Here is a 20,865-nt window from a genome sequence, read left to right as displayed (position 1 = left end):
CTCGCGCGCTGCGGTTGCGGATTACTCGACGCCCCAGCGCGAACACGTGGCTATAGTCTCGCTTGGCCAAATAGGATTTGCCGCGAAAAGCGGATCATGTCGCGTGCGAAGCACTGTTCGCGCAGCTCGGACGGTGAGGGCGTCTGCGCCTTCGTTCGACGTGGGGCGGCGAGCGAGGGCACCAGCAGTGCGAGAACGGCCGCAAAAGCCCTGAGATCAGCCCAAAATTCAGGTTTCATCCATCGCGCCCGCGCCGAACCATTTTCACGCCCGCGTGTTTGTACCTCTCAGGCGCCGTTTGGTTCGAACCAGGCCGGCGGCCTGCGCGACCAAGAAGACATCTCCATTCCGCCAGGCGGGCCCCCTTGTCCGAACCCTCCTATCGCATCGACGTCGACAGCATCCGCCGAGCCTTTCCGCCCGGCACCGAAGCGCCGCCCCTGCTGCTCGATTTTGCGGGCTGGCTGAAGGGGCGTCCCTGGGGCAGCGTCGGCTGCTTCGATCTGCGCGGACAGTTCGCCGATACCGCTCCGGTCTTCGACAGCAGCCCCTTGCGCGACAAGTTCGCCCTGTTCATGCGGCTGCCGGACGGCTCGGCCGTCGGCGCCTGGTATGGCGAGGGCCTGGACAGAGCCGATCCGCCCATCGTGGGACTTGGATCGGAAGGCGAATACGACATACTTGCTCCGTCATTGCCACGGCTGATCGCCAAGCTCGCGAGGCAGGAGTTCGAGCGTGCGTGGCATGATCTGGCGCCGAACGACGAGGTGGAATGCGAGACGGTGGAGCTAGCGCAGTGGTTGGCGAGGCGACTTTCCGATGTCGGGGTGACGCCACTGGAAGAGGCGTCATCGGACCTGCCCGACTTTCGTGGCTTCGTCGACAGATGGAGCAGGGAGCGCGAGACCTATTGGGCGAACCATCCGATGATGGCCGAACTCGGCTGGCGTCTCGCTGCGCATCTACCGAAAGGCAAAAATCCCTGGGACAAGACACGGTTCGAGGTCGCGATCGTCGGCGCGCAATATCAGGCGCGGGTCATGCGTTCCGGTCCGCAGTCGTTCAAGGAGGAGAAGGCGATCGAGCCGTTGCTGCGTGAATTGCGCGACGACATGCGCCGCGCGCAGCCGGAGCTCGGGCTTTGGTATTCGATGGATTTTGGCCTCTACGCCGACGGCCGCGTCATGCCGCGCTTCGACTATGACGAGCGTCCGACGATTGACGACGTCCCGGCGGAGCTGTCAGAGGCGAAGGCTGACCTCGCCCGCGCACCGCGGCCTGAGCGTTGGGTGCCGACCTGGCTCGCCGCAGGCTGACCTCGCCCCTAACGGCTCGCGACCATTAAGCTTTTGGTCAATATTCTCTTGCTATTCACTGGCCCGCTTCGAATTGGGGGGAGCGGATGAGATTCTTCGGGCGGCAGACAAGCCAGGGTCGCGACGGCCAGATCTGGCAAGCAATTTTCGAACGTTCGGTCGATGCGATCATGGTGCTGGCGGGACCCAAGATCATCGCCTGTAACGAGGCCGCGGTCAGATTCGGCGGCTATCGCAGCAAGGCCGATCTGTTGTCGCGCTCGCCGGCCGATATGGCTCCCGAATTCCAGGCGGATGGCCGCCGCTCGTCGGAGTACGTCAAGGAGACGCTTGCGCGGGCGATGAAGGACGGCCACGCCCGCTTCGAATGGATCACGCGCCGCGCGGATGGGCAGATGGTCCCGGTGCAGGTCACGCTCGTTCCCGCAGAGATCGATGGCCAGCCCGTCGTCATCAGCTATCGGCGGGACTTATCGGAGCTGATTGCCGCGCGGGAAGAGAAGAAGCGCGCCATCGCCAACCTTGCCGGCGAATTCGAGGAAACCATCGGCTCCATTGCCAATGCCGTGTCGTCGGCTGCCAAGGACGTAGAGGTGACGGCGGGCTCGCTCAGCTCGACTGCCGAGAACGCTGCGCAACGCGTTTCGACCGTCGCAGCTGCATCATCCGAGGCATCGACCAATGTTCAGTCGGTGGCTGGTGCGACCGAAGAGCTGTCGAGCTCGGTTGCCGAGATCAACCGCCAGGTCACGACCTCCTCGAACATTGCTGCCGAAGCGGTGGAGGCGTCCGCACGCACCAATGATCTCGTGAAGAGCCTGTCGGAGGCAGCGGCCAAGATCGGAGCGGTCACCGAGATGATCAATGCGATCGCAAGCCAGACCAATCTTCTGGCCTTGAACGCCACGATCGAGGCGGCGCGAGCCGGTGATGCCGGTCGCGGTTTCGCGGTCGTCGCTGCCGAGGTCAAGAGCCTGTCCAGCCAGACCGCCAAGGCGACCGAAGAGATCAGCGCTCATATCAGCGCCATGCAACGTGCAACGGACGATACTGTTGCGGCCATCCAGGGAATTGGCGGCACGATTGGACAGATCAGCGATATCGGCAAGACGATTGCCATTGCCGTCGAGCAGCAAGGTCATGCGACGCAGGAGATCGCGCGCTCCGTGAGCCAAGCGGCGGCAGGCACCAGCGGCGTCTCCGCAAATATCAATGCCGTCACGCGCACGATCGATGCCACGGGCACTGCTGCCAATGACATGCTCGGAGCTGCCGGTGAATTGTCACGACATGCAGTTGCGCTGCGCGACAAGGTGGCCGGGTTCCTGAAAGCCGTGCGCGCCGCGTAACGCGGGGCGCGCTCGGGTGAAGATCAAAATCCGGCGACGCTGCCGTGCAGATCGTAGGCGTCGGCGCGCTCGATCTTGGCGGTGACGATCTCGCCGACGCGCAAGGGACGGCGGCTCGACAGATAAACGGCGCCGTCGATCTCCGGCGCGTCCGACCTGGAGCGACCCTTCGCAACGGTCGGGCCAACCTCGTCGATGATGACCTGCTGGCGCGTGCCGACCTTGCGCTTGAGCCGTCGTGCCGAAATCTTCTGCTGGCGCGCCATCAGCGCGTTATAGCGCTCCTGCTTTACCTCATCCGGCACGGCGCCGGGCAGCGCGTTGGAGGTTGCACCCGCGACCGGCTCGTATTTGAAGCAGCCGACGCGATCGATCTCGGCTTCATCGAGCCAGTCGAGCAGATAGGCGAAGTCCGAATCGGTCTCGCCGGGGAAGCCGACGATGAAGGTCGAACGCAAAGCGAGATCGGGAGATTCCTCACGCCAGCGCTTGATCCGCGCCAGCGTCTTGTCCTGCGCCGCCGGCCGCTTCATCGCTTTGAGGACGTCTGGGCTCGCGTGCTGAAAGGGGATGTCGAGATAGGGCAGCACCTTGCCCTCGGTCATCAGCGCGATGACCTCGTCGACATGCGGGTAGGGGTAGACATATTGCAGCCGCACCCAGGCCCCGAACTCGCCGAGCTCGCGCGCGAGGTCGAGGAATCTGGCGCGGACCTGGCGGTCCTTCCACTGGCTCTCGGCATACTTCACGTCGACGCCATAGGCCGATGTGTCCTGCGAGATGACGAGCAGCTCCTTGACGCCGGCGCCGACCAGCCGCTCGGCTTCGCGCAGCACGTCATTGGCGGGGCGGGACACCAGGTCGCCGCGCAGCTTCGGGATGATGCAGAAGGTGCAGCGGTTGTTGCAGCCCTCGGAGATCTTCAAATAGGCGTAGTGGCGCGGCGTCAGCTTGATGCCCTGCGGCGGCACCAGGTCGAGATGCGGATTGTGCGCCGGCGGCAGCGCCCGGTGCACGGCATCGAGCACGGATTCGTATTGCTGCGGCCCCGTAATCGACAGCACGCCGGGATAGGCCTGCTCGATCTGCTCGGGCTCGGCGCCCATGCAGCCGGTCACGATCACCTTGCCGTTCTCGGCCATGGCCTCGCCGATCGCCGAAAGCGATTCCTGCTTGGCGCTGTCGAGGAAGCCGCAGGTGTTGACGATGACGATATCGGCCCCGTCATGCTTGCGGGCGAGCTCGTAGCCCTCGGCGCGCAGGCGCGTGATGATGCGCTCGGAATCCACCAATGCCTTGGGGCACCCGAGCGAAACGAAGCTGACCTTGGGCGCAGCCGTCTGATCCATACCTAAATCTGCCTGATTGACCGCCTGCAGCTAGTCCTAATTGCCCACAATTACAACCCTTTGCATGGGGCTCCGGCGTGCTATGGATGCCTCGCCGGGTGGTGAGTGAGCGATGAGCGCCGAACAGTCGCCTAAAATTGTGATTGTCGACGAAAGCCCGATCCGGGCCGCGATCCTCGAGGAGGGGTTGCGGGAGGCGGGCTTCACCCAGGTCGTTCATATCAGGGAGATGCAGAGCCTGTTGGCGCGCATCTATGCCGTTGACCCCGATATCATCCTGATCGATCTGGAAAACCCCAGTCGCGACGTCCTGGAACAGATGTTCCAGGTCAGCCGCGCCGTTCGCCGGCCGATCGCGATGTTCGTCGACCAGAGTGATTCGGCCTCGATCCAGGCCTCCGTGGAGGCGGGGGTATCGGCCTACATCGTCGACGGGCTGAAGAAAGAGCGCATCAAGCCGATCCTCGACCTCTGCGTGTCCCGCTTCAACGCCTTCGCGAAACTCCAGGAGGAGCTGGAGCGCACCAAGTCGCAGCTCGAGGACCGCAAGGTCATCGAGCGTGCCAAGGGCATATTGATGCGGGTGAAGGGCCTGACCGAAGACGAGGCCTATGTGCTGATGCGCTCCACCGCGATGCGCGAGAAGAAGAAGATCGGCGAGATCGCCCAGTCGATCATCACCGCGTCGGAGATGCTGAAATGACCGGACCGCTCCGCATAGGGTTCATCCCGCTGGTCGATGCCGCAGCGCTGATCGTTGCCGTCGACAAGGGGTTTACCGCGGCCGAAGGGCTCGAGGTCGAGCTGGTGCGCGAGGTCTCCTGGTCCAACGTCCGCGACAAGCTCAATATCGGACTGTTCGATGCAGCGCATCTGCTCGCGCCCGTCGCGATCGCGTCCTCGCTCGGGCTTGGCCACGTCAAGGTGCCGATCGCAGCCCCCTTCAACCTTGGCATCAATGGCAATGCCATCACTATCTCGCCCGCGCTGCATGCCGCGCTGATGGAGCAGATCGACGGCGACCGCTTCGATCCGATGGCGACCGCCAAAGCGCTCTCGCGCGTGGTGGCGAAACGGCGCCAGGCAGGGGCTGAGCCGCTGACCTTTGGCATGACCTTCCCATTCTCGACCCATAACTACCAGCTCAGGTTCTGGATGGCGGCGGCCGGCGTCGATCCCGACGAGGACGTGCGTCTCGTGGTGCTGCCGCCACCCTACATGGTCGACAGCCTCGCCAACGGCCATGTCGATGCGTTCTGCGTCGGCGCGCCCTGGAATTCGGTCGCGGTCGATCTCGGCATCGGCCATATCCTGCATTTCTCCTCCGACATCCTGGTCCGTGCCGCGGAGAAGGTGCTGGCCATGCGCCAGACCTGGTCGGAGAAGAATCCGGATGTGGTGGCCGCGCTGGTGCGCGCGGCGGAGAAGGCCGCAGCCTTCATTGAGCATCCCGACAACCGCAACGAGGCCGCGCGCATCCTGGCGCAGCCGGAGCGGATCGGCGTCGATGCCCAGGTCATTCAGCGGACCCTCGATGGCCGGCTGAAGATCGCGCCTGACGGCACCCTGCGCGAAAGCGGCCGCTATCTCCTGGTCGGCCGTGAGGGGGCAGGGCGCCCCGACCCAGTCCAAGCCGCCTGGCTCTATGCGCAGATGGTACGCTGGGGGCAGACCGCGCTGAGCGAGGCGGCGCTGAAGACGGCCATGGGGGTGTTTCGGCCTGACCTCTATGACGCCGCAGTGGACGCCGGGGGAGGCGGCAAGGAGGCCTCGGCCAGCTCGTTCGGGGCCTTCGCTGGACCGGCCTTTGACCCCGAAGATCTGGCCGGGTATCTCGCCTCCTTCGAGGTTACGCACCGCGTCCGTTAGATCCTGCTCAAACATTAGGCGCCACGATTCGAAGCTTAAACTTTGGGCCATTGCTGCCTGAAGCAGCATGAATGCTGATCCATTTCATGCAGTGCACCCAAATGTAACCAACTGATTTTGCTCGAATTCCAGAATTATGCTGCGTTGGCACACTCCTTGAATAGGAGGAGTAAGCCGACCGGCGTGGAAGCCGGCGGCTCCAAGTCCATGATGGATTTCCGCAGCAACGAGGCTGATCGGATCGCCCCGGGTTCCGGCCAGGCCACGTGCGCCTGAAATCGTGCTCCCAGCGATCAACGTCGTTTCAACCCGTTGTGGCCGCCCTGCGCGGTGCTGGAGCTTCGATATGGATTATTCAAAACCCTCTGATGTTGTGGCCTCGATGGTCGATGCCAGCTTGAAGAAGCTTGCGCTCGGGCCGCGCGACCTCCTGATCCGAGGCGCGATCTCGGGAGCATTGCTTGGTGCCGCCACGACCCTCGCCCTCACCGGCGCGGTGACCACCGGCCAGCCGATCGTCGGCGCACTCATCTTTCCCGTCAGCCTCGTGATGATCGTTCTGCTCGGGCTCGAACTCGTCACCGGCAGCTTCGCCATCGTGCCGCTCGCCCGGCTCGAGGGCAAAGCCACCTGGAATGCGGTGATCGCCAACTGGTCTTGGGTCTTCGTCGCCAATCTGCTCGGCAGCCTCGCCTTCGGTGCCCTGATTGCGATCTCGCTCACCAACATGGGCAAGGTCGAGGTCGCCGGCGTCGCCGCACGCATCGTTGCGGTGGCGGAAGCCAAGACGATCGGCAATGCCGCGATCGGCACCGCCGGCATGGTCTCCGTCTTCGTCAAGGCGATTCTCTGCAACTGGCTGGTCTGCCTCGGCGTCGTCATGGCGATGACCTCGACTTCGACAGTCGGCAAGATCGCGGCGACCTGGCTGCCGATCTTCCTGTTCTTCGCGCTCGGCTTCGAGCACGCCGTCGTCAACATGTTCGTTATCCCGACCGGAATGCTGCTCGGCGCGAAAGTGTCCGTCACCGACTGGTGGCTCTGGAATCAGATTCCCGTGACGCTCGGCAATCTCGTCGGCGGCTTTGTCTTCACCGGCCTTGCCCTCTACGCAACGTACAAGCCCGCGAAGCCGGCAGCCGAAGTGGCGCAGGTCGCGGTTCAGCCAGCAGAGTAGGTCCCGTTACCCCATGAAACTCGACACAGCACCCACGGCCGACTTCTCCGACGAGCAGAAGCGCTATCTCGAAGGCTTCATGTCCGGCCTCCAGGTCGGACGTGTCGGCCGCGCCTTTGTCGCTGGCGGCGCGCCCTCGGAGCCGACCGGTCCCGATGCCGCCGCCATCAAGGCGCAGGACAAGCTCACTGCGGCGGGCAAGAAGCTCGCCGACCAGGAGAAGTTCAAGCGGGAGCTGCATCCCTTCGACGGGTATGAGCGGCTGAAGGACCAGGCGCGTAACAACGCAAATCCGACGCCGGCGGACAATTTCCGCTGGCGCTACTACGGCATCTTCTGGGTCGCGCCGGCGCAGACCTCCTACATGGCGCGCCTGCGCATTCCGAACGGTATCCTGAAGCACTGGCAGCTCTCGGGCCTTGCCGATCTCGCCGAAGCCTATGGTGGCGGTTACACCCACGTGACCACGCGCGCCAACTTCCAGATCCGTGAGATCGAGCCGAAGAACGCGGTCGCGCTCATCGAGGGCATCCAGGACATCGGCCTATGCTCGCGCGGTTCCGGCGCGGACAACATCCGCAACGTCACGGGCACGCCGACCGCTGGCATCGATCCGCAGGAGCTGATCGACACGCGCGCTTACGCGCGCGAATGGCACTACCACATCCTCAACGACCGCTCGCTCTACGGCTTGCCGCGCAAATTCAACGTCGCCTTCGACGGCGCGGGCCGCATCGCGGTGCTGGAAGAGACCAACGACATCGCGTTCTCCGCGGTCGAGGTGAAGGACGGCTTTGGCGTCGACGCGGGCGTCTGGTTCCGGCTCGGCATCGGCGGCATCACCGGCCACAGGGATTTCGCAAAATATTCTGACATCGTCGTTCGTCCCGAGGACGCCACTGCAGTTGCCGACGCCATCGTGCGCGTCTTCATCGAGCATGGCGACCGCACCAACCGCACCAAGGCGCGGCTGAAATATGTGCTCGACAATATGGGGCACGATCAGTTTCTCAAGCTCGTGGAGGAACGGCTGAAGAAACCGTTCACGCGCGTGCCGTCGGATGCGATCGCACCGCGTCCGGCTTTCGATCGCATGGCCCATATTGGGGTGCACAAGCAGAAGCAGGCGGGTCACAACTGGGTCGGTGTCGCGCTTCCGGTCGGCAAGCTCACCTGCGAGCAGATGCGCGGCATAGGCAAGATCGCCCAGGATCTCGGCGACGGCGATATCCGCCTGACCGTCTGGCAGAACTTTCTGATCTCGGGCGTCCAGGACGAGAACGTGGCGCTGGTGACCGCGGCCATCGAGAAGCTCGGCCTCGCCACGCAGGTCTCTCAAGTCCGCGCCGGCCTGATCGCCTGCACCGGCAATGCCGGCTGCAAGTTCGCCGCCTCCGATACCAAGCGCCACGCTGCCGCGATCGGGGACTGGTGCGATGAGCGAGTGAAGCTGGACACGCCGCTCAACATCCATCTCACCGGTTGCCACCACTCCTGCGCGCAGCACTACATTTCCGACATCGGCCTGATCGCGGCCAAGGTGCCGGGCGCCACGGAGGAGGACACGGTTGAGGGTTATCACCTCTTCACCGGTGGCGGCTTCGGTCCCGATGCCGATATCGGGCAGGAGGTCTATCACGACGTGAAGGCCGAGGACGCGCCCAGGCTCGTCGAGGGTCTCTTGAAGGCCTATCTCGCCAACCGCGCCTCGCCGGAAGAAACGTTCCTTACCTTCTCTCGTCGCCATGACGGCGAAGCCCTGCGCAAACTGGCCGGAGCGGAAGCAACAGCATGACCCAGATGCCTGTCCCACCGAAACTCGAGATCATCCCGCCGAACGCGCCTTTCAGCGAAGGGCAGCGGCTGTGGCTGAATGGATTTCTCGTGGGCATGTTCGGCCTCGACGGCTCGACGCCGCTGTCGCCGGCCGAAAACGGTGCGGTGCTCGCGCCCCAGGGCGATGGCGATGACGGCGAGGCGCCCTGGCACGATCCGGCGATGCCAATCGGCGATCGCATGAAGCTTGCGGAAGGGCGTCCGCTCCGCCGCCGCATGATGGCGGCGATGGCGCAGCAGGATTGCGGCCAGTGCGGCTACAATTGTGCCGACTATTCCAACGCCATCGCCAAGAAGAGCGAAGCCCGTCTCAACCTCTGCGCTCCAGGCGGCAAGGACACCGCGCGGATGCTGAAGCAGCTCTTTGAGGAGCTGGACAAGGCGCCGGCAGCGAAACCTCCTGGGGGCGGTGCATCGCCGGCAGCGGCCGCACCGGCTGCGCCCGAAGTAAAGGCCGAGCTGGGTCGCGCCCGCGAAAATCCGGCTGAAGCCGTATTCCTGTCGCGACGCCTCCTCAACAAGCAGGGCTCGGAGAAGGAGACCTATCACATCGAGTTCGATCTCTCCGACAGCAAGCTCGACTATGTCGTCGGCGATTCCTTCGGCGTGTTTGCGCGCAACGACCTCGGCCTGGTCGACCAGATAATCGCGCTGCTTGGCGCCTCCCACACCACGCAGGTCAACGGCAAGACGCTGCGCGAGGCGTTGGTCGAGGACGTCTCGCTGTCGCCGGCGCCGGACAAGCTGTTCGAGCTGCTTTCTTTCATCACCGGCGGCGCGCAGCGCGAGAAGGCACGGGCGTTGGCGCAGGGTGAGGATCCCGATGGCGATGCCGCAACGCTCGACGTCATGGCAGCGCTGCAAAAATTCTCCGGCTGCCGACCGCATCCCGAAGCCTTCGTCGAAGCGCTGGAGCCCTTGCAGCCGCGGCTCTACTCGATCTCGTCCTCGCACAATGCGTCGCCCGGAAAGCTGTCGCTGACCGTCGATTCCGTGCGTTACGTCATCGGCAAGCGCAAGCGCCTCGGCGTCGCGTCGACCTTCCTCGGCGAGCGCATCACCGAAGGCGAGAAACTGAAGGTCTATGTGCAGAAGGCGCACGGCTTTGCGCTGCCGCAGGATCCGAAGACGCCGATCATCATGGTCGGTCCCGGCACCGGCGTTGCACCGTTCCGCGCCTTCCTGCTCGACCGCAAGGCGACCGGCGCGCCGGGCAAGAACTGGCTGTTTTTCGGCCACCAGCGCAGCGACTGCGATTTCTTCTATCGCGACGAGCTCAACGCGCTGAAGACGGCGGGCTTGTTAACGCGTCTGTCGCTCGCCTGGTCGCGCGACGGCGAGAAGAAGTTTTACGTGCAGGATCGCATGCGCGAGCTCGGCCGCGAGGTCTGGACGTGGCTGGCCGAAGGCGCGCATCTCTACATCTGTGGCGATGCCAAGCGCATGGCCAAGGACGTCGAGCGTGCGCTGGTCGACATCGTCGCCCAATTCGGCGCACGTTCCACGGACGAGGCCGTGAGCTTCGTTGCCGACCTCAAGAAGAAGGGCAGGTTCCAGGCGGATGTCTATTAGCGTGCAGGAACCGGTTCCATTGGCTTAAAGGTTGAGCGAATAAGATTCTCGGAACCCATGGGTGAAGAGAATTTTACTCTACGACGGCGGTTCTGAAGAGAACCGCCGTCGCTATTTCCGCCACCATCTTGTCCGACGCCGCGATTGCTCCTTCATATCTCCGCAAATGGGGCGTTGGAGATCGACCATGCGCGAACTATCGGCGGAAGCGAGGCTGCATTTTTACGCGCGCTCGCTCTCCCGGCGGACCGGGGCGAGCATGCACCATGTGGCGCTCTACAGCGCCTTTGCGGTCATCGCGGCCATCATCTTCGGCACACTGTCGGTGCACCCGTTCTGATTTTGGGTGAGCAAAGGCGCACTTGCGCCGTGCCCACCATCCTTCCGGTCATGAGACAGAAGAGGTGGGCAGCTTTGCTTTGCCCACCCTGCGGCACCGAGCAAGGCTCACGCGGCGCGCTTGAATGGCGCTACCGCAATCCCCGCATCCTTCAACGCCTGACGCAGATTGCGCGCGATATCAACCGCGCCTTGCGTGTCGCCGTGGATGCACACCGTATCCATCCGCATCTTGATGACCTTGCCGGTGACCGAGATCACGGCGCCGTCCTGCACCATGCGCACGACGCGATCGGCGATCGCCTTGGCATCGTGCAACACCGCGCCGGCCTTCTTGCGCGAGACCAGGTTGCCGTCGTCCTCATAGGCGCGGTCGGCGAACACCTCGTGCACCATCGGCAGGTTCGCGTCCTCGCCGGCCTTCACCAGCTTCGAGTTGGCAAGCACAACAAAGATCAGCGAGGGGTCGACGGCCTTGATCCCGGCTGCGATCGCCTTTGCGGTCATGTCGTCCTCGCATGCGACGTTGGAGAGCGCGCCATGCGCTTTCACATGCGTGACCTTGTGGCCGGCCGCGGTCGCGATGGCCTGGAGCGCGCCGATCTGGTAGGCGACGAGGTTTTCGATCTCGGACGATTTCAGCCCGAGGATCGGATGCCGGCCAAAGCCGTGCAGGTCGCGATAGCCGGGATGCGCGCCGATCGAGACACCGCGCGCCTTCGCGAGCTCAACCGTCCGCCGCATGATGTCGGGATCGCCGGCATGGAAGCCGCAGGCGACGTTGACCGATGTCGCAAGCTCGAGCATCGCGGCGTCGTTGCCCATCTCCCAAGCGCCAAATCCCTCACCGAGGTCGCAGTTGAGATCGATCGTCGTCATGGGTGCTCTCCACCTCTGGTTCCGTTACGACTCCGCCGAAACCTGCCACGTCCCGGCATCGACAGCGTTCACCGCGTAGCCCGCGACATTAGCATCGTGCAGGGCATCGATGTTGAGCTCCACGGTGTCCGCCGCGCGTAACCGATCGGGCAGGCGGCGCAGGAGCTGCGCGAATTTCCGGGCCTCGTCCTGCGCTTCGGTCATGCTGATCGCCTTGAAGCGGAACGCGGTGCCGGCAGAGGTCTGGGCGAGGCGGCCGAGATCGGCGGAGATGACCGTTGCGATCTTCGGATAGCCGCCGCTGGTGCCGCGGTCCATCATCAGGACGATCGGCGCGCCGTTGCCCGGCACCTGGATGCTGCCATTGACCGTGCCGTCGGAGACGATGTTGTGGCCGTGGAGATGTTTGATCACCGGGCCTTCGAGCCGGTAACCCATGCGGTCCGAGGTCGCGGAGATCTTCCAGTCGCTCGACAGGAACAGCGCCTTGTTGGCGTCATCGAATTCGTCGTCCTGCGGCCCCAGCACGACGCGGATCGGACCGCTCGTTGGCTTCGGCAATTCGATCCGCTGCTCAGGCCCGCCGCTTGCGACCGCGACGCCGAACTCGTCGCCAGCCTGGAGCGGGCGCGGGTAGGGGCTGCCGAGCCCGGCGCGGGCGTTCACTGCGAGGCTGCCGAACACGGGCTCGCCTCGGACAGCCCCTTCGATCGCGAGATAGCTGAACGCGCCACCGCGGGCGAAGCCGAGCGTCAGCGTCTCGCCATCCTTCAGCGTCATCGAGGTCTCGTTCGCCACAGGCTTGCCGGCGATATCCGCATTGCGCGGGGCGCCCGCGAGCGCGACGCGCACCGCACCGTCGCGCGCGATGAATGAGACGCCGAACGGGCCGATCTCGACAGCGGCCGCGAACAGATCGTTGCCGACCAGGCAGTTGGCGGTCGCCAGCGCCAGCCGGTCCATCGCGCCGCTCGGCGTGAGGCCATAGCGCTGCGAGCCCGGCCGTCCGCCGTCCTGGACGGAGCTGGCCGGGCCGATGCTGGCGACAATGAGCCGACTCATGACGTCGTCAGCTCCGCAATGATCTCGCCCGCTTCGGCGGCGCAGTCCTGCTCCGCAAAGGTCTTAGGGTCGATGGCAAAAAACGTCACGCGATCACCGGGTTCGGTGAGGAAGGTGGGATTCCGGTGGAGCTGATAGGTCCGCACGGGGGTGCGCCCCAACAGGTGCCAGCCGCTGGGACCGGCCAGGCATTGCACGCCGGTTTGAACGCCGCCGATCGCGATCGTTCCGGCGGGCGTCAAGAGTCGCGGATTCTGCCGCCGCGACATGTGCAGGGATTTTTCGAGGCCGCTGAGATAGGACCAGCCCGGGGTGAAGCCGATCATGGCGACGCGATAGTCGCCGGCGATATGGCGGGCCACGATGTCGTCGGGTGTGGTGTTCAGCGTCTTGGCGACATCCTCGAGATCGATGCCGTGCTCGCCGCCATAGGCCACGGGAATGCGCCAGCGGCGCGCTTTTGCCGAGCGCGGCCGCGGCTGGCTTGCAAGCGCAAGCAGCTTTTCGCTCAGTGCATCAAAGGCGATCCGGCCGGGATCGTAGTGCACCAGCAGCGAGCGATAAGTCGGGACCGCCTCGGTGACGCCGTCGATGCCGGCTTCGGTGAGCGCCCGGTCGAGCGCCAACACGCGCTGATTGGCCGCGTCGTCGATGGTCCGGCTGAACTCGACCGTGACGGCACTGTCGCCGCTGGGCAGAAGGCGGGGCGGGGGAAGCGTCGCGGCCATGAGCTGTCGAAATCGGCCCTTTGGAAATCGCGGGAGACTCCTTTGGTTCCCGCTGCCCTTTGCTTCGCGTAAATGCGCCTGCAAGTCCAATAAATTAATTCAGCGCCAAGCGATAAAGCCTTGTTATCGCGTCGCATAACAGCCCTGCGCCGCTTCGCCTTGGCCCTTGACGGCAGGCCTGCGCCTCGCAAGATGCGCAGCTTCTTTCCCACCCGGAGCTCGTTCTCGTCCATGTCGCTATCCCCCGAAGCCCGCAAGACCCTTGCCGGCATCACCACTGCCACCATCACCACGGTCCTGCTGAAGAAGGGCCTGCGCAATGTCTGGATGCGCGGCGCGCGTCCGCTGCGCCCGGGGTTGCCGCGGTTGGTCGGCCCGGCGTTCACGCTGCGCTTCGTGCCGGCGCGCGAGGATCTGGCGACGCCGGAATCCTGGTCCTCTCCGATCTCGACCCGCACCGCGATCGAGGCGATGCCGGAGGGGTGCATCGCCGTGGTCGACGCCATGGGCATCACCGATGCCGGCATCTTCGGCGACATCCTCTGCGCGCGCATGGTCAAGCGCGGCGTCACCGCGCTCGTCACCGACGGTGTCGTGCGTGACGTCGAGGGCGTGCTCGGCACCAATCTTCCGGTGTGGTGCGATGGCTACGCCGCGCCACCGTCGGTCGCGGGCCTGACCTTCGTTGGCTGGGGCGAGCCGATCGGCTGTGGCGGCGTTGCGGTGTTTCCGAACGACATCGTCGTCGCCGACCAGGACGGCTGCGTGCTGATCCCGCAGGCGATGCTCGACCATGTGCTCAATGAGGGCGTCGAGCAGGAGCGAATGGAAGCCTGGATCGTCAACGAGGTGAACAACGGCGCCGTGCTGCCGGGCCTCTACCCCATGAACGCCGAGACCAAGGCGCGCTACGCCGCGAGCAAGAAGTAACAGGAAGAGAGGCACCCATGGAAATCCACGTCGCAGGCACGCGACCGACCCGCCGCGCGCCCAAGGAGAACTTCACCGGCACGGTGTTGCAGGACCCCGTCATCATGGCGCCTGCGCCGGCGCGGCTGAACTGCTCGCGCGTCTCGTTCGAGCCCGGCGCGCGCACCAACTGGCATCACCATCCACTCGGGCAGACGCTCTACGTCATCTCCGGCGTCGGCCGCGTCCAGGCCAAGGGCGGCCCGATCAGGGAAATCCGCCCCGGCGACACCGTCTGGATTCCGCCGGGGGAATTGCATTGGCACGGCGCTTCGCCCACCAACGGCATGACCCACATCGCCATGCAGGAAGCGCTCGACGGCGTGTACTCGACCTGGTTGGAGCCGGTCACCGACGCGGAATATTCGGCACCGGTGGGTTAGCCACGGTCTCGCGCCCCGGCGGCAACGCAGCGCGTCAGCGATGCGTTGCCAATCCGGGGCACAGACCCGCGAGAGCATCAAGCTGACTAGATTCCACTCCGCGTCGCAACACTTCGGGCTGCACCACCGAATTCACAGGACATCGCGGCCCGCGTCGGTGATCCGGTATTCGACCTCGCCTGAAGCCAGTGGTTCGGTCTCAACGAGCCCGAGTTCGATAAGTCGGGCGACGATTTCGTGGTCGAACAGCGGCGTGCTGATCCAGGCTTGGGAAGCCAGCCGTCTCAGGAAATCGCGCTCGGTTGCGGTAAGGTCCATCGGATAAGATCTCGCCACCCAAGAACCAAGGTCGCAGGCGCGTTCTGGTTCCGGCCGGACTATCTCTAGATATCCCCGAAAGCGCTCCAAAGTCCGATTGCGGTGGGCAAGAAGGCCGCGCACGACCACAGCGCGGGTGCGCTGGTGCTTAGGCCGGCAACGAAGATCCAGACGCCAAAGCACACGATGAAACCCGAGATCGCATAGGCAAGCACTTTTTCCATGAGCAAACGCAAAGCTGTGCGTCACTTGGCGACGCGCGCTTCCTCCTTCTTGCTCACGTGCCAGATCACGAGGTGGTAATGCGGCACGTCCACTCCAGGATGCCCCGGATTGAAGTAGATGCTGACGTGGTCAACTGTTCCAGCGAAGCCGGGCGCCTCCAACGACTTGTGATCGTCGATATCCTTGATGGGCACCATATACACGCTCGCCACCAGGCGATCCCTGCGATCAAAGCAGAGGAAAGGACCTAGCGGCAGAGTGTCGGGTTTGACAAAGAGGATGCCCAGGCCGGGAAAGAACTTCGGGAAGTTCACGAGATCGCTGACGCGCTTGTATCCCTTCTTTTCGGCGATCCTCCGCTGATTTGGCCGTGCGGGAGCGACGTAGAGTCTTCCATGTCGTTTTTCGTCCGGGCGAGCATGTGGTTTGCCGTCTGGACGAGTTACCGCCCTGGCTTTCCCGGCATTGTCGGTTGATGGCACGGGAGCGAGCGTCTGCGGATCCGGAAGCTCGAATGGAAAAAGTTGCGCCGCCGGCCGCCTCACGTCGGCGATCAATGCAAGCAACGTGGCCAAGGCTGCGGCCACCAGTAAATTGCGCATCAAGACCTCCCGGTGCTTGGGTCATCGGCCCTGCTGGCGTTCTCGCCACCGCATAAAGTCCTGGAACAGTTGTTCGCGGTCCGGCGGATTGCTGATCGGCTTTTGCTCGAGGAAACGACCGAACGCCTTGCGAAGCGCGGCCTCTCCGCCGGATTGCTGCTGGAGCCAGCGCTCCGCTGGTTGAAATCGCCTCCAACCAGGAAGCAGCGCCGTCAGGTTCACCTCTCGCCACTTCGGGTGATGACCGTCGCCAAGAAATTCAGGAAATCGCGAGAACAGCGTCTGCACAAACAGTTCCACCAGCGGAAACCGCTCGCTGCGCGCCGGCCAGTTGTAAGCGAAAAGCGCGCATTTGATCGCGATGGTGTCGACATTATCAGAGACGCCGATGAGGTCTGGGTAATCTTCGTGGCGGAGGGTCGAGGGCAGAAACTCACGCTCCAGCATCGCCTTCGAATAGGGGATGGACAGAAAGTGAAGGCCATCATCTTGCGCGTATCGCGCGAGGAAGCTGACCGGCTTGCCCGACACCAGCAAGGCGGCGGAGATTTGCCCCTTCCGCATTCCCTCCAGTGCTGCGTCCAAAGCCAGGTTAGATTCGCTGACCTTCACCTCCAGATAGTTGAGCACCTCGCGACCGAGGACGGCGCCAGCGCTGCCTTCTTCGCCGAGATTGACAGGCTTTCCCGCGAGATCCGACAGGCTCTGGATCTCGGGCCGCGCGAGGAGGTGGAACTCTTCGACAAACAGTGGGGTGACGTAGACAAGCTTGTTGCGGATATCTCCGAGCGTTCCTGACTCTCGGAGACGATCGGCCAATGGGACGGGGGCGATCGCAATATCGGCGCCTGCCAGGCTGAGTATGTCGATGATGTTGCGAATGCCACCGTTTCCCACCATTGGCAGCACCCGCAATGCGACCTCCCCGTGAGGGCCGGTCTCCTGGCCGCTGGCCAGGGTGGTAGCAAGGTCCTGAGCGATGGCGAACTCGGTGCTCTGCGCCGCGCCGGTTACAAATCCTGTCGTGTGCGGATCAGAGTTTGCGGCTTCCTTCCTGGGGGCATTTTCCTTCCGCGGAGACATCTTCGACAGAGACGTCTTCGACGCGTCGCTGGGGGAAACGGATGGCCGGCTTTGTGCGAGGGACGTCTGGACCTGTCCGCCGAGCCAGGCCGCTGCAATGAATGCGATGAACAAACCGGCCCGCATAGCTCCGCAGACCCTCATTGTTCAAGCCTGTTCGCGGCGTCAGCGCGCCAGCTTTGGCGCGCCCTTGTCTAGCCGGCAAATCGCACTCGGCCCATCCGTCGCGCGACAGGCTGGAGTGGGTTTGCTTGGGCTTCTCAACGCACCGATCAGAGCGACGTTCCCTGGGATGTCTGTCCACCATTGGCGAACCGCGATTGATTGCCACCCGTCGGGCGAGCGTTGCCGTCCTAGATTTTTTCCGCCGTCCACGTGCCCGTGCACATTGTGCCGTGCCAGGTGCCTGAGCCTGAGGTGCCGGCGAGGTGGCCAAAGCCCGCGGCGCGCTTGATGCCGCTACTCAAGAGGACGCTGATCTTACCTGCCTGTGCGACGCTGCCCGATGCACTCACCGCGGCGCTGCCGGAGGCGATCTGACCGTTGGTGATGCCGATGGCGACCGTCGAGCCGTTGCCGCAGGCTTCGCTCGTTGACGTGATCCGCACATTCCAGGTGCCGTCGAAGCTGCCGGTCGCAGCGCGTGCCTGCCCATACGGCAGGGCAATGACGAGGATGCTGGTCAAAAGTCCTTTGCTAAAATGATTCATGGCTTGCCCCTATGAGTTGAACGTTCTGGGAACCTGCCACGGTGGTCGAGCGCGCCGATGTGAGGGCTATCACGCCGGTTCTGCGGGGCGTGACCTTGCGCACGCTGCGGCCTGCTGTGCAGCGCGACGTGACAAGGCGCCGCCTTCATGGCCTGCTGCCTGCGACCCGAAAGGCTTTTCGCGGAGGACGAAAGGATGCCTGAATCCGACAAGGTGTTTGCCGGCGCGGTCCCGGAAAATTACGACCGCTATATGGTTCCGCTGATTTTCCAGAGCTATGCCGACGACATGGCGCGCCGCGTTGCCGTGCGCTCGCCAAAGGCCGTACTGGAGACGGCGGCGGGAAGCGGCGTGGTTACACGCGCCGTCGCAGCCGTTCTGCCGCCCGATGCGACTTACGTCGTGACCGATCTCAATCAGCCGATGCTCGAGCATGCAAAACTTCGGCAAGGTGCCGATGCGCGCGTCAGCTGGCGCCAGGCCGACGCGCAGGTGCTCCCGTTCCCCGACAGCTCGTTCGACGTCGTGTGCTGCCAGTTCGGCGCGATGTTCTTCCCGGATCGGGTCAAGGCCTACCGGGAGGCGCGGCGCGTGCTGAGGCCGAGAGGGATTTTCATCTTCAGCGTCTGGGACAGGGTCGAGGACAACGTCTTTGCCGGAGACGTCACCGACGCGCTGGCCGAGTTCTTCCCGGACGATCCGCCGCGCTTCCTGGCGCGCACGCCGCATGGCTATCACGACACCGCCACGATCCACCGCGATTTGCAGGACGCAGGGTTTTCAGAGGTGGCAGTTCAAACACGGTCGGATGAAAGCCGATCCATCTCAGCGCGGCATGTGGCGATGAGCTACTGTCAGGGTACGCCACTCCGCAACGAAATCGAGGCGAGACGTCCCGACGCGCTGGAGGCTGCTACTGCTCACGCGGCAAAGAAAATTGCAGCGCGACATGGCGAGGGCGAGATCTCCGCAAAGATCCAGGCGCACGTGATCGAGGCGACGTCCTAAGGCATGATCCGGAAAAGTGTGAAGCGGTATTCCCTCGCGATTGCGCGGAGATCATGCCCAAACAACGCCCCAAAGCGCGATGACGATTCATCCCAATCTCATCGCGCTTTAGCTAGACGGATGTGAACTAGTTCACGCGCGTCCACGTCTGGCCGCCGCAGAACATGCCGCCGAAGGCGCAGCCCTGTACGCGCAGGCGATCGGTGCCGCGCATCGCGATGGTGGAATCATAGGTCGAGCCGGTGTTGGGATCGACGATCCGGCCGGTCCATTTCTGGCCCTGGACCGGCTTCATGTTGATCAGGATCTGCTCGCCGTTCTGGTCCGATTTGGCATCGACCGAGTAGCCACAGAGATTGTTGCCGCACTGCTCGATGCGGACCTTGCCTTCCTTCTCCTCGGTGAGCCAGATGCCGAGCGGCGAATTGAGGTCGCGCGTGGGCGTAGGCGCTGTCGTCGGAGCTGGAGCGGCCGTCGCCTGAACGGGAGGCGGAGCGGGCGCCGGCGGCGGGGCCGGAGCCGGAGCCGGAGGTGCAGGCGGAGCAACCGCGACGGTGGCTGGCGGAGCAGGCGGCGGTGTCACCGCGGGAGCGGCGTCCTGCTGGGCCGGGGCGGGCGGCGATGGTGGAGCCGGCGGAGGCGCAACGGCGGTTGCAGCCGGCGCGTTGTTGGCGGTCGTGGCGGGTGGCGGTGCAGGCGGGGTGGGTGGCGCCGGAGGCGGTACGGCTGCTGCTGGAGCTGGCGCTGCCGCGGGCGTCTGCTCGGCCGCCGGAGGCGGTGTCACGGGAGCCGGCGCGGGCGCAGGATTGGCCGGCGGCTGCGGATCGACCTTGGCCTGTTGGGGCGGCTTCGTGTCCGCCTTGGGAGCGTTCTTGGTGTCCGTCTTGGCGTCGTTCTTCGTGTCGTTCTTGGCCTTCCTCGCCTTGCCCTGGCCGGTGTTGTCGTAGACCCCTGGGATCTGCACCGTGCCGCGATCGGGGTCGATCCGGATGGTGCGGCCGCCATACTCGAAGGTGTATTGCGCTTGCGCGGCCGTGCTCGCCAAAAGAAATGCGGCCATCGCCAACAGCTTTTTCATTGCAATCTCCTGAGCAGGTGCTCCCCGTATCGACCCTTACGCCGCGGCCCCGTGGCGAAACGTGATCCAGATCACTTTCCAGCTATGAGTCGTACTCCCTTCGATCTTGGTTCAATGCCCGCCAACTCGGTTCAAGGTTTGACCGGCGGGCCGCCAAAATGCGGACAGGCGCCGCGTTCTAGTCGAACCAGGCGCCATAAATTTTCTGGTAGCTGCCGTCCTCCATAGAGACGTGCAGCCACTGGTCGACGAAGGCCTTCAGCGCGACGTCGCGCTGGAGCCAGTAGGCCTTCTCCGAGAAATCGAACGGCTTGTCCGGATGCACTGCGCAGAGCACACCCTGATGCTGCTTCTGCTGGTAGCGCGTCTCCGAGGCGTCCGTCATCATCAGGTCGGCATGACCCTTGGCGATCTCGTCGAAGATCGCGGTGTTGTCCGGGAAGACCTCGATGTCGGCGTCCTTGATGTTGGCCCGCGCGAAGCGCTCGTTGGTGCCGCCGGGATTGACGATGACGCGCGTACCCTTCTTGTCGATATCGGCGAGCGTCTGGTACTTGCCGACATCCGCGCAGCGCGCAATCGGCGTCTTGCCCTCACGCATGATGGGCGTCGAGAACAGGCCCTTCTTCTGGCGGTCGAAGGTGATGGAGACACCGCCCATCGCGATGTCGAACTGATCGGCCTCAAAGTCCTTCATCAGCTTGGGCCAGGCGGTCTGGACGTACTCCACTTTGACGCCGAGCGCCTTGCCCAGCGCTTCGGCCATGTCGACGTCGAAGCCGCTGAATTTCTGCGTGGTCTTGTCGAGAGAGGTGAAGGGCCTGTAGTCGCCGGTCATGCCGACGCGCAGCGTGCCGCGCTTGATGATCTCGTCGAGGCGGGAAGGGGACGTTGTCTCCTGTGCATGGGCCGCAAAGCCTATCACCACCGCCGCAGCCAGCGCCGCCAGTCGTCGAACGATCATCTCTTTCCTACCCTCGCATGAGCTGTCATGTTGCTCTTGAACCTGCGGA

21 protein-coding genes are annotated in these 20,865 nt (G+C 64.2%); 11 read left to right on the top strand and 10 right to left on the bottom strand.

The window, feature by feature from the left end; genetic code table 11:
* Positions 1 to 365 precede the first annotated feature (365 nt).
* The gene (locus SO180_RS26170; protein ID WP_449381714.1) at positions 366 to 1,316 is read left to right on the top strand and encodes a hypothetical protein; all 951 of its coding nucleotides are present in this window, start codon (positions 366 to 368) and stop codon (positions 1,314 to 1,316) included.
* An 86-nt stretch (positions 1,317 to 1,402) separates the two neighbouring features.
* On the top strand, positions 1,403 to 2,665 hold the full coding sequence (locus tag SO180_RS26165) for a methyl-accepting chemotaxis protein (protein WP_449381713.1): 1,263 nt from the start codon (positions 1,403 to 1,405) through the stop codon (positions 2,663 to 2,665).
* Between the two features lie 23 nt (positions 2,666 to 2,688).
* Here the strand turns inward: SO180_RS26165 and rimO are convergent, their stop codons facing one another.
* Complete coding sequence (rimO, locus tag SO180_RS26160; protein ID WP_449381712.1) at positions 2,689 to 4,014, bottom strand: 30S ribosomal protein S12 methylthiotransferase RimO; 1,326 nt, start codon at positions 4,012 to 4,014, stop codon at positions 2,689 to 2,691.
* Positions 4,015 to 4,126: 112 nt separating this feature from the next.
* Here rimO and SO180_RS26155 point away from each other — a divergent pair, with 112 nt between their 5' ends.
* The 6 genes from SO180_RS26155 (at position 4,127) to SO180_RS26130 (ending at position 10,808) form a co-directional block, all read left to right on the top strand.
* Positions 4,127 to 4,717, top strand: coding sequence for an ANTAR domain-containing response regulator (locus SO180_RS26155; protein WP_449381711.1), 591 nt, complete (start codon positions 4,127 to 4,129; stop codon positions 4,715 to 4,717).
* A complete protein-coding gene (locus tag SO180_RS26150; RefSeq protein WP_449381710.1) occupies positions 4,714 to 5,883 on the top strand; it encodes a CmpA/NrtA family ABC transporter substrate-binding protein in 1,170 nt (389 codons plus the stop codon). The genes SO180_RS26155 and SO180_RS26150 overlap by 4 nt, the downstream gene beginning before the upstream one ends.
* Positions 5,884 to 6,229: 346 nt before the next feature.
* Positions 6,230 to 7,060: a formate/nitrite transporter family protein gene (locus SO180_RS26145; protein WP_449381709.1), complete on the top strand. Its 831-nt coding sequence runs from the start codon at positions 6,230 to 6,232 to the stop codon at positions 7,058 to 7,060.
* A gap of 13 nt (positions 7,061 to 7,073) precedes the next feature.
* The gene (locus tag SO180_RS26140; protein ID WP_449381708.1) at positions 7,074 to 8,855 is read left to right on the top strand and encodes a NirA family protein; all 1,782 of its coding nucleotides are present in this window, start codon (positions 7,074 to 7,076) and stop codon (positions 8,853 to 8,855) included.
* Positions 8,852 to 10,468 (top strand): sulfite reductase subunit alpha, encoded by a 1,617-nt coding sequence (locus SO180_RS26135; protein ID WP_449381707.1) that lies wholly within the window; start codon positions 8,852 to 8,854, stop codon positions 10,466 to 10,468. The genes SO180_RS26140 and SO180_RS26135 overlap by 4 nt, the downstream gene beginning before the upstream one ends.
* 187 nt (positions 10,469 to 10,655) lie before the next feature.
* Positions 10,656 to 10,808 (top strand): hypothetical protein, encoded by a 153-nt coding sequence (locus tag SO180_RS26130; protein ID WP_449381706.1) that lies wholly within the window; start codon positions 10,656 to 10,658, stop codon positions 10,806 to 10,808.
* 107 nt (positions 10,809 to 10,915) lie between these two features.
* Here the strand turns inward: SO180_RS26130 and SO180_RS26125 are convergent, their stop codons facing one another.
* The 3 genes from SO180_RS26125 to pxpB are packed head-to-tail and all read right to left on the bottom strand — an operon-like array spanning position 10,916 to position 13,476.
* On the bottom strand, positions 10,916 to 11,686 hold the full coding sequence (locus SO180_RS26125; RefSeq protein WP_449381705.1) for a LamB/YcsF family protein: 771 nt from the start codon (positions 11,684 to 11,686) through the stop codon (positions 10,916 to 10,918).
* Between the two features lie 24 nt (positions 11,687 to 11,710).
* A complete protein-coding gene (locus SO180_RS26120) occupies positions 11,711 to 12,748 on the bottom strand; it encodes a 5-oxoprolinase subunit C family protein (protein WP_449381704.1) in 1,038 nt (345 codons plus the stop codon).
* Positions 12,745 to 13,476 (bottom strand): 5-oxoprolinase subunit PxpB, encoded by a 732-nt coding sequence (gene pxpB / locus SO180_RS26115; RefSeq protein WP_449381703.1) that lies wholly within the window; start codon positions 13,474 to 13,476, stop codon positions 12,745 to 12,747. Before pxpB ends, SO180_RS26120 begins: the two co-directional genes overlap by 4 nt.
* Before the next feature lie 231 nt (positions 13,477 to 13,707).
* On the opposite strand from pxpB, the gene SO180_RS26110 reads away from it, so the two are divergent.
* Both SO180_RS26110 and SO180_RS26105 read left to right on the top strand, forming a co-directional pair.
* Positions 13,708 to 14,406, top strand: a complete 699-nt coding sequence (locus SO180_RS26110) for a ribonuclease activity regulator RraA (RefSeq protein WP_036012452.1) — start codon at positions 13,708 to 13,710, stop codon at positions 14,404 to 14,406.
* Positions 14,407 to 14,423: 17 nt separating this feature from the next.
* Entirely contained in the window at positions 14,424 to 14,828 is a 405-nt protein-coding gene (locus tag SO180_RS26105) for a (R)-mandelonitrile lyase (protein ID WP_449381702.1), read from the top strand.
* A 132-nt stretch (positions 14,829 to 14,960) separates the two neighbouring features.
* Here the strand turns inward: SO180_RS26105 and SO180_RS26100 are convergent, their stop codons facing one another.
* The 4 genes from SO180_RS26100 to SO180_RS26085 form a co-directional block, all read right to left on the bottom strand.
* Complete coding sequence (locus SO180_RS26100; protein ID WP_449381701.1) at positions 14,961 to 15,146, bottom strand: hypothetical protein; 186 nt, start codon at positions 15,144 to 15,146, stop codon at positions 14,961 to 14,963.
* A 245-nt stretch (positions 15,147 to 15,391) separates the two neighbouring features.
* Positions 15,392 to 15,973: a hypothetical protein gene (locus tag SO180_RS26095; protein ID WP_449381700.1), complete on the bottom strand. Its 582-nt coding sequence runs from the start codon at positions 15,971 to 15,973 to the stop codon at positions 15,392 to 15,394.
* 21 nt (positions 15,974 to 15,994) lie between these two features.
* A complete protein-coding gene (locus tag SO180_RS26090; protein WP_449381699.1) occupies positions 15,995 to 17,170 on the bottom strand; it encodes a TAXI family TRAP transporter solute-binding subunit in 1,176 nt (391 codons plus the stop codon).
* 239 nt (positions 17,171 to 17,409) lie between these two features.
* Positions 17,410 to 17,766, bottom strand: a complete 357-nt coding sequence (locus SO180_RS26085; RefSeq protein ID WP_449381698.1) for a hypothetical protein — start codon at positions 17,764 to 17,766, stop codon at positions 17,410 to 17,412.
* 195 nt (positions 17,767 to 17,961) lie between these two features.
* On the opposite strand from SO180_RS26085, the gene SO180_RS26080 reads away from it, so the two are divergent.
* Positions 17,962 to 18,774 carry a class I SAM-dependent methyltransferase gene (locus tag SO180_RS26080; protein ID WP_449381697.1) on the top strand — a complete coding sequence of 271 codons (813 nt, stop codon included), beginning with the start codon at positions 17,962 to 17,964 and terminating at the stop codon, positions 18,772 to 18,774.
* 127 nt (positions 18,775 to 18,901) lie between these two features.
* On the opposite strand, the gene SO180_RS26075 is transcribed toward SO180_RS26080, so the two are convergent.
* Complete coding sequence (locus tag SO180_RS26075) at positions 18,902 to 19,852, bottom strand: DUF2147 domain-containing protein (RefSeq protein ID WP_449381696.1); 951 nt, start codon at positions 19,850 to 19,852, stop codon at positions 18,902 to 18,904.
* A gap of 178 nt (positions 19,853 to 20,030) precedes the next feature.
* On the bottom strand, positions 20,031 to 20,816 hold the full coding sequence (locus SO180_RS26070) for a transporter substrate-binding domain-containing protein (protein ID WP_449381695.1): 786 nt from the start codon (positions 20,814 to 20,816) through the stop codon (positions 20,031 to 20,033).
* Positions 20,817 to 20,865: the final 49 nt, after the last annotated feature.

It is taken from the genome of Bradyrhizobium sp. UFLA05-112, from assembly GCF_053572325.1.
The sequence above is the reverse complement of the archived record's forward strand: the minus strand, read 5'-3'. Positions and strand labels throughout refer to the sequence as shown.

Coding starts and splice junctions, on each gene's coding strand:
- SO180_RS26165 (WP_449381713.1), top strand. CDS start 1,403: ATGAGATTCTTCGGGCGGCAGACAAGCCAGGGTCGCGACGGCCAGATC.
- rimO (WP_449381712.1), bottom strand. CDS start 4,014: ATGGATCAGACGGCTGCGCCCAAGGTCAGCTTCGTTTCGCTCGGGTGC.
- SO180_RS26155 (WP_449381711.1), top strand. CDS start 4,127: ATGAGCGCCGAACAGTCGCCTAAAATTGTGATTGTCGACGAAAGCCCG.
- SO180_RS26150 (WP_449381710.1), top strand. CDS start 4,714: ATGACCGGACCGCTCCGCATAGGGTTCATCCCGCTGGTCGATGCCGCA.
- SO180_RS26145 (WP_449381709.1), top strand. CDS start 6,230: ATGGATTATTCAAAACCCTCTGATGTTGTGGCCTCGATGGTCGATGCC.
- SO180_RS26140 (WP_449381708.1), top strand. CDS start 7,074: ATGAAACTCGACACAGCACCCACGGCCGACTTCTCCGACGAGCAGAAG.
- SO180_RS26135 (WP_449381707.1), top strand. CDS start 8,852: ATGACCCAGATGCCTGTCCCACCGAAACTCGAGATCATCCCGCCGAAC.
- SO180_RS26130 (WP_449381706.1), top strand. CDS start 10,656: ATGCGCGAACTATCGGCGGAAGCGAGGCTGCATTTTTACGCGCGCTCG.
- SO180_RS26125 (WP_449381705.1), bottom strand. CDS start 11,686: ATGACGACGATCGATCTCAACTGCGACCTCGGTGAGGGATTTGGCGCT.
- SO180_RS26120 (WP_449381704.1), bottom strand. CDS start 12,748: ATGAGTCGGCTCATTGTCGCCAGCATCGGCCCGGCCAGCTCCGTCCAG.
- pxpB (WP_449381703.1), bottom strand. CDS start 13,476: ATGGCCGCGACGCTTCCCCCGCCCCGCCTTCTGCCCAGCGGCGACAGT.
- SO180_RS26110 (WP_036012452.1), top strand. CDS start 13,708: ATGTCGCTATCCCCCGAAGCCCGCAAGACCCTTGCCGGCATCACCACT.
- SO180_RS26105 (WP_449381702.1), top strand. CDS start 14,424: ATGGAAATCCACGTCGCAGGCACGCGACCGACCCGCCGCGCGCCCAAG.
- SO180_RS26100 (WP_449381701.1), bottom strand. CDS start 15,146: ATGGACCTTACCGCAACCGAGCGCGATTTCCTGAGACGGCTGGCTTCC.
- SO180_RS26095 (WP_449381700.1), bottom strand. CDS start 15,973: ATGCGCAATTTACTGGTGGCCGCAGCCTTGGCCACGTTGCTTGCATTG.
- SO180_RS26085 (WP_449381698.1), bottom strand. CDS start 17,766: ATGAATCATTTTAGCAAAGGACTTTTGACCAGCATCCTCGTCATTGCC.
- SO180_RS26080 (WP_449381697.1), top strand. CDS start 17,962: ATGCCTGAATCCGACAAGGTGTTTGCCGGCGCGGTCCCGGAAAATTAC.
- SO180_RS26075 (WP_449381696.1), bottom strand. CDS start 19,852: ATGAAAAAGCTGTTGGCGATGGCCGCATTTCTTTTGGCGAGCACGGCC.
- SO180_RS26070 (WP_449381695.1), bottom strand. CDS start 20,816: ATGATCGTTCGACGACTGGCGGCGCTGGCTGCGGCGGTGGTGATAGGC.